Source organism: Limnohabitans sp. TEGF003, assembly GCF_055395455.1.
In genome coordinates, this window is the sequence record NZ_AP029225.1 from 938,711 (window position 1) to 953,184 (window position 14,474).

The window sequence follows — 14,474 nt, forward strand, 5'->3', positions numbered from 1 at the left end:
GAAGCCCGTATGTGTCGCCCGATATCCGAATTGGTCGCCCAAAAGCTCAAATTTGTCACCCCCGACTTGATCGGGGGTCCATGTCTTTTGCCTTCGTCGGCCGTGGATACCCGCCTGCGCGGGTATGACAAAGAACAAATTCGGCATGTCAAAGAACAAAGTGGCTGTGACAAAGAACAAATTGGGCTTGGGTAACATACGCACAACCCATTTGCTGGCGTAAGGCTGGCCACTCAATAAGGACATGAAAATGGAATGCACAGTCACCTGGACCGGCGCTGCCGGTACCCGCTCGGGCATGGGCTTTGTGGCCGAAACCGGTTCGGGCCACATCGTCAACATGGACGGTGCGCCCGACGCCGCCAAGCCAGAAAACGGCGGCCAGAACCTCGCGCCCCGCCCGATGGAGATGCTTTTGGCTGGCACCGGTGGCTGCACGGCCTATGACGTGGTGCTCATCCTCAAGCGGGGGCGGCATGACGTGCGCGGCTGCAGCGTCAAGATCAGCAGCGAACGCGCCGAGGTGGACCCCAAAGTCTTCACCAAGATCAACATGCATTTCACAGTCTCAGCCAAAGGTGTGCCAGCCACTGCAGTAGAGCGGGCCATTGCCATGAGCCACGACAAATACTGCTCGGCCAGCATCATGCTGGGCAAAACGGCCGAGATCACGACCAGCTTTGAGGTGGTCGAAGTGGCGTAAAATATTGAATTTATGGAAACACTTTCCATAAATTCAGAAAATCATGCTCAACCGAACCCTTGCAACCACCATTCGCAGTGTCAGTCAGAACTTTCCGGTTTTGATGTTGACCGGGCCGCGCCAAGTGGGCAAAACCACTTTGCTGGCCATGTGCAGCGAAGGCGCCCGGGCCTACGTCACGCTGGACGATATGGACATGCGCCAACTGGCCCAGCAAGACCCTGCGCTGTTTTTACAGACCTGGCCTGCACCCGTCACGATCGATGAAGTGCAATACGCGCCCCAACTGTTCAGCGCCATCAAAATGGCTGTTGACAAAGACCCGCGTAACGGACAGTTTTGGCTCACCGGTTCGCAAAAGTTTCAACTCATGCAGGGCTTGACCGAAAGCCTGGCAGGGCGCGTGGCCATTGTGGATTTGTTGGGTCTGTCCCAGGCCGAGCAGCAAGGTCGTGCCATGTCATCGCAGCCCTTTGTGCCCACCCCCGAATGGATTGCCCAGGCCCGTGCGGTAGCACAGCCCCAGTCGCTAAAGGATTTGTATGCGCAAATTTGGTTGGGGGCTTACCCGCGTTTGCAGACACAAGGCCCCCAAAGTCGCGATGTTTTTTACCGCTCGTACGTACAGACCTATGTACAGCGCGACGTGCGCGAGCTGCTCAAAGTCTCGGACCCTTTGAGTTTTCACCGTTTTTTGGGTGTGGTGGCTGCCAGAACCGGGCAGCTGCTCAATTACGCCAACTTGGCCAACGAGGTGGACATCGACACCAAAACTGCCAAAGCCTGGCTGTCGGTGCTGGAGGCATCTGGCCTCGTCTATTTGCTGCAGCCTTACCACCGCAACTTGGCCAAGCGCATGCTCAAGTCACCCAAATTGTATTTTTTGGACACAGGGCTGGCCGCTTACCTGACCAAATGGAGCTCGCCCGAAGCGCTGGAGGCGGGCAGCATGTCGGGTGCCATCTTGGAGACGTGGGCTGTGGCTGAAATTCTGAAAAGCTATTGGCACAACGGCAAAGAGGCACCACTCTACTTTTATCGGGACACCGAGCAAAAAGAAATTGATTTGCTCATTGAAACCGACGATGTGATTTATCCGGTTGAGATCAAGAAAACCGCTACACCGTCCACACAGGCCAGCAAAGTTTTTGGCGCGGCAGAACACTTGGGTAAGAAGGTTGGCTCCGGGGTTGTGTTGTGCCTTGTGCCACGTGACGTGCCCTTGTCACCGAGTGTCACGGCCATACCCATGGCCTATCTGTAGACCCTGTATGCCATGACACAGCCAGGCTCAAACCCGGTGCGCCACCGTCGTCATCACCTTGGACGCCAGCTGCATCAGTGACTTGACGGGTCCGGGCAGCTCCACTGCCCCGGCCTTCATGGCCATTTGGGCGTGGGCCATTTCGTCGGCTTTCATTTGCGCCACGATGGCCCGAGAGGCGCTGTCGGCTGCGGGCAAGCGGTCCATGTGGCTTTGAAGGTGCGCTTCCACCTGCCGCTCTGTCTCGACCACAAAGCCTAGACTCACTTTGTCGCCACCCAGCTTGCCTGCGGCATAGCCAATGGCAAAGGCGCCTGCGTACCAAAGCGGGTTCAAGAGCGAAGGGCGATCTTTCAGGTCCTTGAGGCGCTGCTGCGTCCAAGCCAGGTGGTCGGTCTCTTCACGGCTGGCCTCGGCCAGTTGGGCGCGCAGTGCAGGGTCTTTACTCGCCAACGCTTGCCCGGTGTACAGCGCTTGGGCGCAGACCTCGCCCACGTGGTTCACGCGCATCAGCGCAGCTGCCTCGCGCCGCTCGGTATCGGTCAATTCCAGCTCAGCAGCAGGGGCCATGGGCGTGGGGCGGCTGGCACGGGGCTCGGCCCACAGGGTGCGCAATGCGCTGTCAGCAGCCAGGATCAAAGCATCGGTGTTCATAAAGGGTAGCTTATCAAAGAGCATTGAAATCTTGAGTGCAAGGGGAGACCGACTGGTTATTTATAGAAGTTAGGAAAGTGCAACTCTTGATTTGATGCTTTTGACAATCCTTGGAAGTTGTTGAATTCATTGATAAAAATAGAGTGAAAGTGATTCAATTAAAAACAACCTTTGCAGGTTTGTTGCAGAGATGCAACGGAAAAGACCTTTATTCTTTGAAATTCTTGGAAAAGACGCCTTGCTCTGGTCGAATACATACAACCTTCCGAATTTGGAGGTTGGCTAAGCGTTCAGACGGGTGAACTTCACCTGGTGGATTCGAAGCTCTTTTTTAAACTTTGGAGAAATTTGCAATGAAAAAAACTCTGATTGCTCTGGCTGTTCTGACAGTTTCCGGCGCTGCTTTCGCACAATCTTCCGTGACTTTGTTCGGCGTGGTTGACGCTGCCGTCACTTACACCAAGACTGGTGCTAAAAAGACAACAGCTATGACCGACTCCGCCCAGAACTCCAGTCGCATTGGTTTCCGTGGAGAAGAAGACCTGGGTGGCGGCATGAAAGCTGGTTTCCACCTGGAAGCTGGTGTTAATAACGACAGCGGTGCTGGCGATGCAACCAACACCAACAACCAAGCTGTGACTGCTTTGACAAGCGCTGGCACACAAGGCCTGACCTTCAACCGCCGCTCTACTTTGAGCTTGATGGGTGGTTTTGGTGAAGTCCGCGTTGGTCGTGACTTCACACCTTTGTTCTGGAACCACACTGTGTACGATCCGTTCGGTACTAACGGCGTGGGTGCATCCCAAGCCAACGCTGGCGCCAACCCAGCAACTCTGCTGACAGGCGTACGTGCTTCTAACAGCATTGGTTATTTCAGCCCCTCCTTCAATGGTTTCCAAGTTCAGTTGCAGACTTACTTGGGCGAAAACGCATCTAACGATACAACCAACGGCAAAAACTCTGGTTCCGGCAATGGTCTGCGTGCCACTTACGCTAACGGTCCTGTCAGCCTTGCTTTGGCCACTGCCAAGTACGATACAGCTTTGAACACCAAACACGATGGCACCAACTTCGGCGCTTCTTACGACTTGGGCGTTGCCAAGATCATGGCTGTTTACTCGCAAGACCAAGACTCCGCAAGCGGCGTTGACGCTGACAAAGTCAAAGGTACTTTGATTGGCTTGACTGCTCCTCTGGGTGCTGGTGTTGCCAAGGCTGCATGGTCCAACTCCAAGCAAGGCGCTACAGTTGACACTGACAAATTTGCTGTTGGCTATGTTTACAACTTGAGCAAGCGTACAAGCATTTACACAACATTTGCTAACACCAAGCCAAAAACTGGCGACAAGACTACAGGTTTCGACCTGGGTCTGTCCCACTCCTTCTAATTCCCCGCTGGCGAAAGCCAGTTAAGAGTTAAAAGACTAAAAACCCACCGTGTCAGCACGGTGGGTTTTTTTATACCCTTGCCGTAAGATGCACAGCCATGTTGGGTAATCCACCAAAATGAACATGAACCATCTGCGCATTCGGATTCGACAGGCTTGTTTACTGGCTTTGGCCTTCGGGCTGAGTGCTTGTGCTTCGTTTCAAGAGGCTCGGCCAAAGACTGCCGTGTTGACCAAGCCTGGCGGCGGATTGCATTTCAGCCCACAAGACAAAGCGCAGTGGGAGCCGGTAGCGTTGCCCGGAAAATTACGCACTGCATTCAAAATGACCAGACGCGATCAGCGGGGGGCTGTGCAGGCGGATGCCGAGGCTTCTGCCAGCATGCTGCGCCAGCGGCTGAACGTGCCTGCAAACCAATTGGGACGTCTGCAATTTGCGTGGCAAATCGACAACTTGATGGCAGAAGCCGATATGGGCGAGCGTGACAGCGAGGACGCGCCTGTGCGCCTGATCCTGGCGTTCGAGGGAGACCGCAGCCGTTTTTCAGCCAAAAATGCCATGCTCAGCGATTTGACCGAGGCGCTCACGGGCGAGCCTTTGCCATATGCCACCTTGATGTATGTGTGGTGCAACCGCCGCCCAATCGACTCGGTCATCGTCAACCCGCGCACCGACCGTGTGCGCAAGTTGGTCGTGGAGACTGGACCTGCCCACATCCGGCAGTGGCGGCAGTATGAGCGCGATGTGCGTGCCGACTTTGAAAGGGCATTTGGCGAAGCGCCCGGCGCCTTGGTGGGCATGGCCATCATGACCGACTCGGACAACACCCGTGGCCATGTCCGGGCCTGGTACGGCGACATTCGGCTGGACTGAAGTCGTCTGCTTGAGGAACCTAGGCGTGCACCAGTCCTGTGCGCGACAGGCTATTTGGGGGAATTCCCTCTCCCTGACTCGGGCCTGAATGTTGCATAGTATGCAGTTCTGTACATCGCAATCCATGAACGAGGTGATTTGATGAAAAACGTTGCAAATTTGTCTGTCCGCACAACCACGCTGGTGTTGTCTTTGGGGTTGGCGGGCCTCATGGGCGCTGCCACTGCCGTGCAGGCCAAGCCCTTCAAATGGTCCAGCGCCAGCGATATCCCCACGCTCGACATCCATTCACAAAACAACGCCCTCGGCAATGGCGTGCATGCCGCCATTTTTGACTCGCTGGTCTACTACAACAGTAAAACCTTCAAAATCGAACCCAAGCTGGCCACCTCGTGGAAAGAGATGTCGGCCACGCAGTACCGCTTCAACTTGCGCAAAGGCGTCAAGTTCAGCGATGGCAGCGCACTGACCGCTGACGATGTGGTCTTTTCTCTGGACCGTGCCCGTGCCAAGACCTCCAACTTCAACGTCTACACCCAAGGTTTCAGCCGCATCGTCAAGGTTGACGCCAACACCGTGGACATCATTTTGAGCGGCCCCAACCCGGTGTTGTTGAACCAGCTGACCGAGCTGCGCATCATGAGCAAGGCCTGGGCCGAGAAGAACAAGTCGGTGGAGCCCAAAGACGCCAAAACCAAGGACGAAAACTTTGCCCACCGCAATGCCATGGGCAGCGGCGCCTACATGGTCAAAGAGTGGCAGCCCGACCAAAAGCTGGTGCTGGTGAAAAACCCCAACTGGTGGGGTTGGTCTGAGGTGCCCACCAATGTGACCGAAATCGTCTACACCCCCATCAAGAACGAAGCCACGCGCGCGGCCGCCTTGTTGTCGGGCGAGATCGATTTCGTGCTGGACCCCAGCCCCCAAGACCTGGGCCGCATGCGCAACAACGCCAACCTGAAGGTGGTGGATGGCATTGAAAACCGCACCATTTTCCTGGGGATGGACCAGCACCGCGATGAGCTGCCCGGCTCCAGCGTGAAGGGCAAGAATCCGCTCAAGGATGTGAAAGTGCGCAAGGCGCTGTACCAGGCCATTGACATCGACACCATCCACCGCGTGACCATGCGTGGCCTGTCGCAAAACACGGGCGCACTGGTGGCCCCGCAAGTCAATGGCTGGACCAAAGCTGTCGACACCCGTTTCCCTTATTCGCAAGATGCCTCCAAGAAGCTGCTGGCCGAGGCCGGTTATCCCAACGGCTTTGAGGTGGACTTTGCCTGCCCCAACAACCGCTACATCAACGACGAAGAAATCTGCCAGGCCATCACGGCCATGTGGGCCAAAGTGGGTGTGAAGGCCAAGCTGCGCACCATGCCTTTGGTGACGTATTTCCCCATGATCCAGCGCTACGAAGCCAGCATTTACATGCTGGGCTGGGGCGTGCCGACGTTTGATGCGCTGTACAGCCTGCAATCGCTCACCCGCAGCGTGGGCACAGGGGGTGACGGCAATTACAACGTGGGCCGTTACAGCAACCCGCGCATGGACTACATCGTGGACCGCGTGAAGACCGAGACCGACTTGCCCGTGCGCAACCGCCTGCTGACCGAAGGTTTGCAGTTGTCCAACGACACGGTGTCGCACATCCCGCTGCACAACCAGGTCATCCCTTGGGCCATGAAGAAAAATGTGGAAGTGGTGCACCGCCCTGACAACCGCCTCGACTGGTCGCTGATCAAGGTCAACTGATGCTCGCTTTTATCCTGCAGCGGCTGATCCAGGCCGTGGTCGTCATGGTCACGGTCGCTTTCATCGCGTTTTTGTTGTTCCAGTATGTGGGCGATCCGGTGGTGTTCTTGTTGGGGCAAGACGCCACCAAAGAGCAAATCGACATGTTGCGTGCCGATCTGGGTCTGGACCAGCCGTTTTTCGTGCAGTTCTGGCACTTTTTGTCCAACGCGGTGCAAGGCGAGTTTGGCCTGAGCCTGCGTCAGGGGGCCAAGGTCTCGCGCCTGATCGCCGAGCGCCTGCCCGCCACCCTGGAGCTGGCTTTGGTGGCCGCCACCTTGGCGCTGGTCATTGGCATCCCCATGGGGGTGTACGCCGCTCTGCGTCGGGGTACCTGGGCCAGCCAGCTCATCATGACCATCTCGTTGCTGGGTGTCTCGCTGCCCACCTTCCTGATCGGCATTTTGTTGATCCTGGTGTTCGCCGTGATGCTGGGCTGGTTCCCGAGCTTTGGCCGGGGCGAGGTGGTGCAAATGGGCTGGTGGACGAGTGGTTTGATGACGGCCAAGGGCTGGCACCACATCACGCTGCCCGCCGTCACATTGGCCATTTTCCAGCTCACGTTGATCATGCGTCTGGTGCGGGCCGAGATGCTGGAGGTGCTGCGCACCGACTACATCAAGTTCGCGCGTGCACGCGGCTTGTCCAACCGCGCCATCCACTTTGGCCATGCGCTCAAGAACACGCTGGTGCCCGTGCTCACCATCACTGGGCTGCAGTTGGGCGGTTTGATCGCGTTTGCCATCATCACCGAGACGGTGTTCCAGTGGCCGGGTATGGGCTTGCTGTTCATTCAGGCGGTCACGTTTGCCGACATCCCGGTCATGGCGGCTTATTTGTGTCTGATCGCTTTGATCTTTGTGGTCATCAACCTGATCGTGGACTTGCTGTACTTTGTGGTCGATCCGCGCCTGCGCGTGGGCAAGCCCGGGGGGCACTGAGCATGGGCGCTTCTTTGCAGTCAGTCTTGGGGCGGGGCGCGGCGTTTGCACGCATCGCCCAGTTCCACCCGGAGTTGACGGCTTTCAGGCGCGACCTGCACGCCAACCCCGAGCTGGGCTTTGAAGAGGTCTACACCTCAGCCCGCGTGGCCGAGATGCTCAAGGTTTGCGGTGTGGACAGCATCCACACGGGCATCGGCAAAACCGGCGTGGTGGCCTTGGTGCACGGCCAAGGTCGCTCGGCCAGCAACCCCGGCCGCATGATTGGCCTGCGGGCTGACATGGATGCGCTGCCCCTGACCGAGTTCAACGAATGCACCTGGAAATCGTCCAAGCCCGGTCTCATGCATGGCTGCGGCCACGACGGCCACACCGCCATGCTGATGGGCGCTGCGCGCTATTTGGCCGAAACCCGGCGCTTTGACGGCACGGCCGTGCTGATTTTTCAGCCCGGCGAAGAAGGCTATGCGGGTGCCCGCGCCATGATGGAAGACGGCTTGTTCGAGCGCTTTCCGTGTGAGCAGGTCTACGCCCAGCACAACTCCCCCGAAACGCCTTTGGGCGTGATCGGCATCACCCCTGGCCCCATGCAGGCGGCGGTGGACCGGATCGAGATCCACATCCGCGGCAAAGGCGGCCACGGTGCGCGCCCACACCAGGCGGTTGACCCCGTTCTGGTGGCAGGCCACATCATCACCGCCGCGCAAAGCGTGGTGGCCCGTAACCTGTCGGCCTTTGACCAGGCGGTGGTCAGCATCTGCTCGATGCAGGGCGGCCATCCCGGTGCGATGAGCGTGATCCCGGGCGAGGTGACTTTGGTGGGCACGGTGCGCACTTACAGCGAGGGCGTGCAAGACCAGATCGAAGACCGTCTGCGCTCTTTGTGCACCGGCATCGCCCAGGGCTTTGGTGCATCGGCCGAATTGACCTATGAGCGCGTCTACCCCGCCACGGTGAACACCGTGCCCGAAGCGCAGTTTGCCTGCGATGTGGCGGCCAGCTTGGTAGGCGAAGACAAGGTCTGGCGCAACATGCTGCCCAGCATGGGCGGCGAAGATTTTTCCTTCATGCTGCAGGCCAAACCCGGGGCCTACATCCGCATCGGCCAAGGCCTGCCCCATGGCCCCGGCCCGCACCCGCTGCACAACAGCCGTTACGATTTCAACGACGAGATCCTGCCTTTGGGCGCGGCCTTGCACGCCAGTTTGGTGGAGCAGGCCTTGCCCATGGGCACCACGGTCAAACCTTGACCGTTTCATTTTCAACCTCAGGAGTTTTCTCATGCGCACTTCCAAACTCTCCCACTCGCTGGTGGCTGCGGCCATCGTCTCGACCTTGTCCTTGGGCGCTGCACACGCGGCCACGGTGCGCATCGCCAACCAGGGCGACGCCTTGTCGATGGACCCGCATTCGCTCAACGAGTCGCTGCAACTGAGCGTGACCAACAACGTCTACGAATCGCTGGTGGCCGTGAGCAAGGACCTGAAGTTTGAACCCGGCCTGGCCTCTTCATGGAAGCAGACATCGCCCACCGTGTGGCGTTTCGAGCTGCGCAAGAACGTGCGTTTCCATGACGACACGCCGTTCACCGCCGACGACGTGGTGTTCTCGATCAACCGTGCTGCAGGCGAAGGCTCGGACATGCGCAGCAACACCAACGACATCAAGGAAGTGCGCAAGATCAACAGCCACACCATCGAGATCGAAACCAAGTCCCCTTTCCCCATCTTGCCCAACGTCTTGTCGACCGTGTACATCATGAGCAAGAAGTGGTGTGAGGACAACCAGGCCACGCGCCCAGTGGACCGCCGCAAAGGCATTGAAAACGCGGCCTCTTTCCGCGCCAACGGCACAGGCCCCTACCGCCTGCGCGAGCGTCAGCCCAATGTGCGCACCACCTTTGTGCGCAACGGCAGCTACTGGGGCAAGATCGAGGGCAACGTGGACGAGGTGATCTTCTCCGTCATCGCCAACGACCCCACCCGCGTGGCGGCATTGTTGTCGGGCGAGATCGACATCATGGAACCTGTGCCCGTGCAGGACGTGCCGCGCATCAATGCGGGTGCCAACACCCGCGCCTTGGTGGCCCCCGAGTTGCGCACCATCTTTTTGGGCATGGACCAAAAGCGTGACGAGCTGCTGTACTCCAGCGTGAAGGGCAAGAACCCCTTCAAGGACAAGCGCGTGCGCCAGGCCTTCTACCAGGCCATCGACATCGAAGGCATCAAGCGCACCGTAATGCGTGGCGCCTCCAACCCCAGCGCCCTGATGGTGGGCCCCGGCATCAACGGCTACAGCGCCGACCTGAACAAGCGCCTGCCTTTTGACCCTGAGGCCTCCAAGAAGTTGCTGGCCGAAGCGGGTTACCCCACAGGCTTCTCGGTGGACATGAACTGCCCCAACGACCGTTATGTGAACGACGGCCAGATTTGCGAAGCCGTGGCCGCCAACCTGGCACGCGTGAACATCAAGGTCAACCTCAAGGCTGAGACCAAGGGCACCTATTTCCCCAAAATTCTGCGCCGCGACACCAGCTTCTATTTGCTCGGCTGGACCCCCAGCACCTACGACGCCCACAACGCCTTGAACGCGCTGATGCGCTGCCCCGACGACAAGGGTGCAGGTCAGTTCAACCTGGGTTCCTACTGCAACCCCAAAGTCGACGAGTTGATGATCAAGGTGCAAAGCGAGACCGACCAGGCCAAGCGCAACGCCATGATCCGCGAGTCCTTTGAGCTGCACAGCGCCGACATTGGCCACTTGCCGCTGCACCAGCAGGCTCTGGCCTGGGGCACCAGCAAGAAGGTCACCCTGGTGCAGCGCGGCGACAACTACATGCCGTTCAAGTCCATCACCATCAAGTAATCCATGAACGCATTGAAACGCTGGCTGAACAGCGATGTCGGTTACAGCTTCCGCCAATCGCCCACGGCGATGTTGGCGGCTGGCATCGCCTTCGTTTGTCTTTTTTGTTCGATTTTTGCCGGCTGGGTCTCACCGACCAACCCGTTTGATCTGGCCACGCTGGAGCTGAGCGACGCCCGCTTGCCTCCGGCCTGGATGGAGGGCGGCAGCACCAAGTTTTTGCTGGGCACTGACGATCAAGGGCGTGACATTTTGTCGGCCCTGATCTACGGCTCACGCATCTCTTTGGTGGTGGGCTTGGCCTCGGTGGTGTTGTCGGTGGTCGTGGGCGTGGGCCTGGGTTTGCTGGCGGGTTTCAAAGGCGGCTGGATTGATGCCTTGCTCATGCGCTTGTGCGATGTGATGCTGTCTTTCCCCGCCATTTTGGTGGCGCTGTTGATCGCGGGCGTGGGGCGTGCTCTGTTCCCCAATGCGCACGAGTCCTTGGCTTTTGGTGTGTTGATTTTGTCGATCTCGCTCACCGGGTGGGTTCAATACGCCCGCACGGTGCGTGGCACCACGCTGGTGGAGCGCAACAAGGAATATGTGCAGGCCGCCCGCGTGACGGGCGTGGCACCTTTGCGCATCATGGCCAAGCATGTGCTGCCCAATGTCATGGGCCCGGTCATGGTGCTGGCCACCATCCAGGTGGCCACGGCCATCATCACCGAAGCCACGCTGTCATTTTTGGGTGTGGGAGCACCGCCCACTTCGCCCTCACTGGGCACGCTCATTCGTGTGGGCAACGACTATTTGTTCTCGGGCGAGTGGTGGATCACGATTTTCCCGGGCCTGATGCTGGTGCTGATCGCCTTGTCCGTCAACTTGTTGGGTGACTGGTTGCGCGACGCGCTGAATCCGAGATTGCGATGAGTCTTTTACAAGTCAAAAACCTGGTGGTGGAATTCCCCAGCCGCCACGGCACGCTGCGTGCGCTGGACGATATTTCTTTCGACATCGCCCCTGGTGAAATTCTGGGCGTGGTGGGCGAGTCGGGCGCAGGCAAGTCGCTCACGGGCGCGGCCATCATTGGCCTGCTGGAGCCGCCAGGCCGCGTGGCCGGGGGGCAAATATTGCTGGAAGGACAGCGCATCGACCACTTGAATGCCGATCAAATGCGCCACATTCGGGGCCGCAAGATTGGTGCGATTTTTCAGGACCCGCTGACCTCGCTCAACCCGCTGTATTCCATCGGCAGGCAGCTGACCGAGACCATTCTGGCCCACCTGCCCGTGACGCCCCAGGAGGCGCGGCAACGTGCGATCCAGTTGCTCAAGGACACCGGCATTTCGGCCGCCGAAGAGCGCATCGACCATTATCCGCACCAGTTTTCGGGTGGCATGCGCCAGCGCGTGGTGATCGCTTTGGCCTTGGCTGCCGAACCGCAACTGATTGTGGCCGACGAGCCGACCACCGCGCTCGATGTGTCCATTCAGGCGCAGATCATCAGCCTGCTCAAAAAGGTCTGCAAAGACCGGGGTGCTGCCGTGATGCTGATCACCCACGACATGGGCGTGATCGCCGAGACCTGTGACCGCGTGGCCGTGTTGTACGCCGGGCGCGTGGCCGAAATCGGCCCGGTGCACCAGGTCATCAACCACCCGGCCCACCCTTACACCGCAGGCCTGATGGCCTCGATCCCCGACATGGACAGTGACCGCGAACGTTTGAACCAGATCGACGGCGCCATGCCGCGCCTGAACGCCATCCCGCAAGGCTGCGCCTTCAACCCGCGCTGCCCCAAAGCCTTTGACCGCTGCCGCCAAGACCGACCCGAATTGGTCCAGGCGGGTGCCAACCAGGCCGCTTGCTGGCTGCACGATGGGAGCGCGGCATGAGCGATAAAAAGCCCTTGGTCGTCGCGCACGACCTGGCCAAAACCTTTGATGTGTCGGCCCCCTGGCTCAACCGTGTGATCGAGCGCAAACCGCGCCAGATGCTCAACGCCGTCGATGGCGTGAGCTTCGAGATCGAGCGCGGCAAGACCCTGGCCCTGGTGGGCGAGTCCGGTTGCGGCAAAAGCACCGTGGCCCGCCTGCTGGTGGGTTTGTATGAGCCCACACGCGGCGGCCTGACTTTCGACGGCCAAGACGCGCACGCCGCGTTCAAATCATCCGATGCACGGCAAATGCGTCAGCGCATTCAGATGATTTTCCAGGACCCCTATGCCAGCCTGAACCCACGCTGGACGGTGGACAACATCATCGGCGAGCCACTCAAGGAGCATGGCTTGATCAGCGACGCCGAAGAGCTCAAAGCCCGCGTGGCCGAATTGCTCAAATCGGTCGGTTTGTCACCGCTCGACATGGTCAAGTACCCACACCAGTTTTCGGGCGGCCAGCGACAACGCATCTCGATTGCCCGTGCTCTGGCCACCGCGCCGGAGTTTCTGGTGTGCGACGAGCCGACCTCGGCGCTTGACGTGAGCGTGCAGGCGCAGGTGCTCAACATCATGAAAGACCTGCAGCGTGAGCGGGGCCTGACCTACCTGTTCATCAGCCACAACCTCGCCGTGGTGCGCCATGTGAGCGACCAGGTGGGCGTGATGTATCTGGGGCGTCTGGTGGAGCTGGCCGACAAACAGACCTTGTTCTCAAACCCGCAGCACCCCTATACCAAGATGCTGCTGGACGCGATCCCCAAGATGCACGACACGGGCCGCGCCCGCACCCCCGTGCAAGGTGAAGTGCCCAATCCGCTCAACCCACCGAGCGGCTGCACCTTCCACCCCCGCTGCCCGCAGGCCACCGACATCTGCCGCGCCGAGCGCCCGCCGCTGCGCGACTTCAAAGGCATCAAGATCGCTTGTCACGCGGTGGTGTGATGCGGACTTGAACGCCATTGCTTTGCAGTGTGCGCATGCTTATACTACCCAATTTATATTTGGGAGTATAAGATGCAGCGCTGGTACGAACAGTTGCCGGCCTCGGCACAGGCAGCCTTTGCCAACCTGGTGCCTGCGGCTCAGACCCTCAGTCTGAACCGCACGGTGGCAGATTTGCCTGGTGGATTTACCCACAAAAAACTGGGAAAAATGACTTATTGGTACTACCAGTTCAAGTCTTTAGATGGAAAAACCAGACAAATTTACCTGGGCAATGACTCGGAAAGCTTGAGGGGATTGATTACAGCCTTCAAGGCGCAGCCTTCGCACACCGAGGCATTGGCACACCTGGGCCGTTTATGCCGCTCCGCCATTGAACTGGGGGCAAACGCCATAGGCCGCACCCATTACCGGATACTGCAGAGATTGGCTGACCATGGTTTTTTCCATGCCGGTGGCATCCTCATTGGAACGCATGCTTTTTTAGCCTATCAAAATCACTTTGGCATCCGTTGGACGGAAGGCAATCAAACGCTGGACATCGACTTTGCCCATCCTGGTAACAACCTCTCCATTGCGCTGCCCGACGGGCTCGAAATGGATGCACGCAGTGCGATCGAGTCTTTGGAAATGGGTTTCATCCCCAACGTATCGCAAACGACATTCACCAAGCAAGATGAGCCTGATCTGCAGCTGGATTTTGTGACGCCCAAGGTCAACACCACCGATGCCCCTGTCCGCGTCCATGCTCTGAACCTGAGCATGCAGCCCCTTCAATTCATGAATTTTTCAATGGACGCAACCATGCAGGCCGTCCTGATTTCACGCAATGGTCCGGTTGTCGTCAATGTGCCCAAAGCAGAGCGGTACGCCCTGCACAAATTGATCGTTTTTGGAGAACGCCCACCCGAGTTACAAGTCAAAGCCCAGAAAGACATCGCACAGGCAGCGAGCCTGATTGCTTATCTCCAGGACAACGAACCAGATGCCTTGGATGAGGCATGGGAAATGATTCAAAGCAGTGGCAAAGGTTGGGTAAGCCGGTGTGCGCGCGGCGCAGCGTACCTGCAATCAAGGTACCCGGACATCAAGTTGGATTTCATCAAGGCACTTTAATTAATGTATAAAATA

13 protein-coding genes are annotated in these 14,474 nt (G+C 58.6%); 12 read left to right on the top strand and 1 reads right to left on the bottom strand.

Annotation, left to right across the window (positions count from 1 at the left end; genetic code table 11):
* Window positions 1-250: 250 nt before the first annotated feature.
* Together ACZ5RT_RS04540 and ACZ5RT_RS04545 are read left to right on the top strand one after the other, a co-directional pair.
* Complete coding sequence (locus ACZ5RT_RS04540) at window positions 251-703, top strand: OsmC family protein (protein ID WP_464453653.1); 453 nt, start codon at window positions 251-253, stop codon at window positions 701-703.
* A gap of 43 nt (window positions 704-746) precedes the next feature.
* Window positions 747-1,967 carry an ATP-binding protein gene (locus ACZ5RT_RS04545; protein ID WP_464453654.1) on the top strand — a complete coding sequence of 407 codons (1,221 nt, stop codon included), beginning with the start codon at window positions 747-749 and terminating at the stop codon, window positions 1,965-1,967.
* Window positions 1,968-1,994: 27 nt separating this feature from the next.
* Here the strand turns inward: ACZ5RT_RS04545 and coq7 are convergent, their stop codons facing one another.
* Window positions 1,995-2,621, bottom strand: coding sequence for a 2-polyprenyl-3-methyl-6-methoxy-1,4-benzoquinone monooxygenase (coq7, locus tag ACZ5RT_RS04550; protein ID WP_464453655.1), 627 nt, complete (start codon window positions 2,619-2,621; stop codon window positions 1,995-1,997).
* A gap of 353 nt (window positions 2,622-2,974) precedes the next feature.
* Here coq7 and ACZ5RT_RS04555 point away from each other — a divergent pair, with 353 nt between their 5' ends.
* From ACZ5RT_RS04555 to ACZ5RT_RS04600, 10 genes are all read left to right on the top strand, one after another.
* Entirely contained in the window at window positions 2,975-4,009 is a 1,035-nt protein-coding gene (locus ACZ5RT_RS04555) for a porin (RefSeq protein WP_464453656.1), read from the top strand.
* A gap of 226 nt (window positions 4,010-4,235) precedes the next feature.
* Window positions 4,236-4,883, top strand: a complete 648-nt coding sequence (locus tag ACZ5RT_RS04560; protein ID WP_464453657.1) for a DUF3047 domain-containing protein — start codon at window positions 4,236-4,238, stop codon at window positions 4,881-4,883.
* Window positions 4,884-5,024: 141 nt separating this feature from the next.
* Window positions 5,025-6,635: an ABC transporter substrate-binding protein gene (locus ACZ5RT_RS04565; protein WP_464453658.1), complete on the top strand. Its 1,611-nt coding sequence runs from the start codon at window positions 5,025-5,027 to the stop codon at window positions 6,633-6,635.
* Window positions 6,635-7,615: an ABC transporter permease gene (locus tag ACZ5RT_RS04570; RefSeq protein ID WP_108428389.1), complete on the top strand. Its 981-nt coding sequence runs from the start codon at window positions 6,635-6,637 to the stop codon at window positions 7,613-7,615. The genes ACZ5RT_RS04565 and ACZ5RT_RS04570 overlap by 1 nt, the downstream gene beginning before the upstream one ends.
* A 2-nt stretch (window positions 7,616-7,617) precedes the next feature.
* A complete protein-coding gene (locus ACZ5RT_RS04575; RefSeq protein WP_422172009.1) occupies window positions 7,618-8,865 on the top strand; it encodes a M20 aminoacylase family protein in 1,248 nt (415 codons plus the stop codon).
* Between the two features lie 31 nt (window positions 8,866-8,896).
* Window positions 8,897-10,480 carry an ABC transporter substrate-binding protein gene (locus tag ACZ5RT_RS04580; protein WP_464453659.1) on the top strand — a complete coding sequence of 528 codons (1,584 nt, stop codon included), beginning with the start codon at window positions 8,897-8,899 and terminating at the stop codon, window positions 10,478-10,480.
* A gap of 3 nt (window positions 10,481-10,483) precedes the next feature.
* On the top strand, window positions 10,484-11,392 hold the full coding sequence (locus ACZ5RT_RS04585) for an ABC transporter permease (protein ID WP_464453660.1): 909 nt from the start codon (window positions 10,484-10,486) through the stop codon (window positions 11,390-11,392).
* Window positions 11,389-12,357: an ABC transporter ATP-binding protein gene (locus ACZ5RT_RS04590; protein ID WP_108428385.1), complete on the top strand. Its 969-nt coding sequence runs from the start codon at window positions 11,389-11,391 to the stop codon at window positions 12,355-12,357. Before ACZ5RT_RS04585 ends, ACZ5RT_RS04590 begins: the two co-directional genes overlap by 4 nt.
* Window positions 12,354-13,343, top strand: coding sequence for an ABC transporter ATP-binding protein (locus tag ACZ5RT_RS04595; RefSeq protein WP_416560259.1), 990 nt, complete (start codon window positions 12,354-12,356; stop codon window positions 13,341-13,343). The genes ACZ5RT_RS04590 and ACZ5RT_RS04595 overlap by 4 nt, the downstream gene beginning before the upstream one ends.
* 72 nt (window positions 13,344-13,415) lie before the next feature.
* The gene (locus tag ACZ5RT_RS04600; RefSeq protein ID WP_291926478.1) at window positions 13,416-14,459 is read left to right on the top strand and encodes a nucleotidyltransferase domain-containing protein; all 1,044 of its coding nucleotides are present in this window, start codon (window positions 13,416-13,418) and stop codon (window positions 14,457-14,459) included.
* Window positions 14,460-14,474 lie beyond the last annotated feature (15 nt).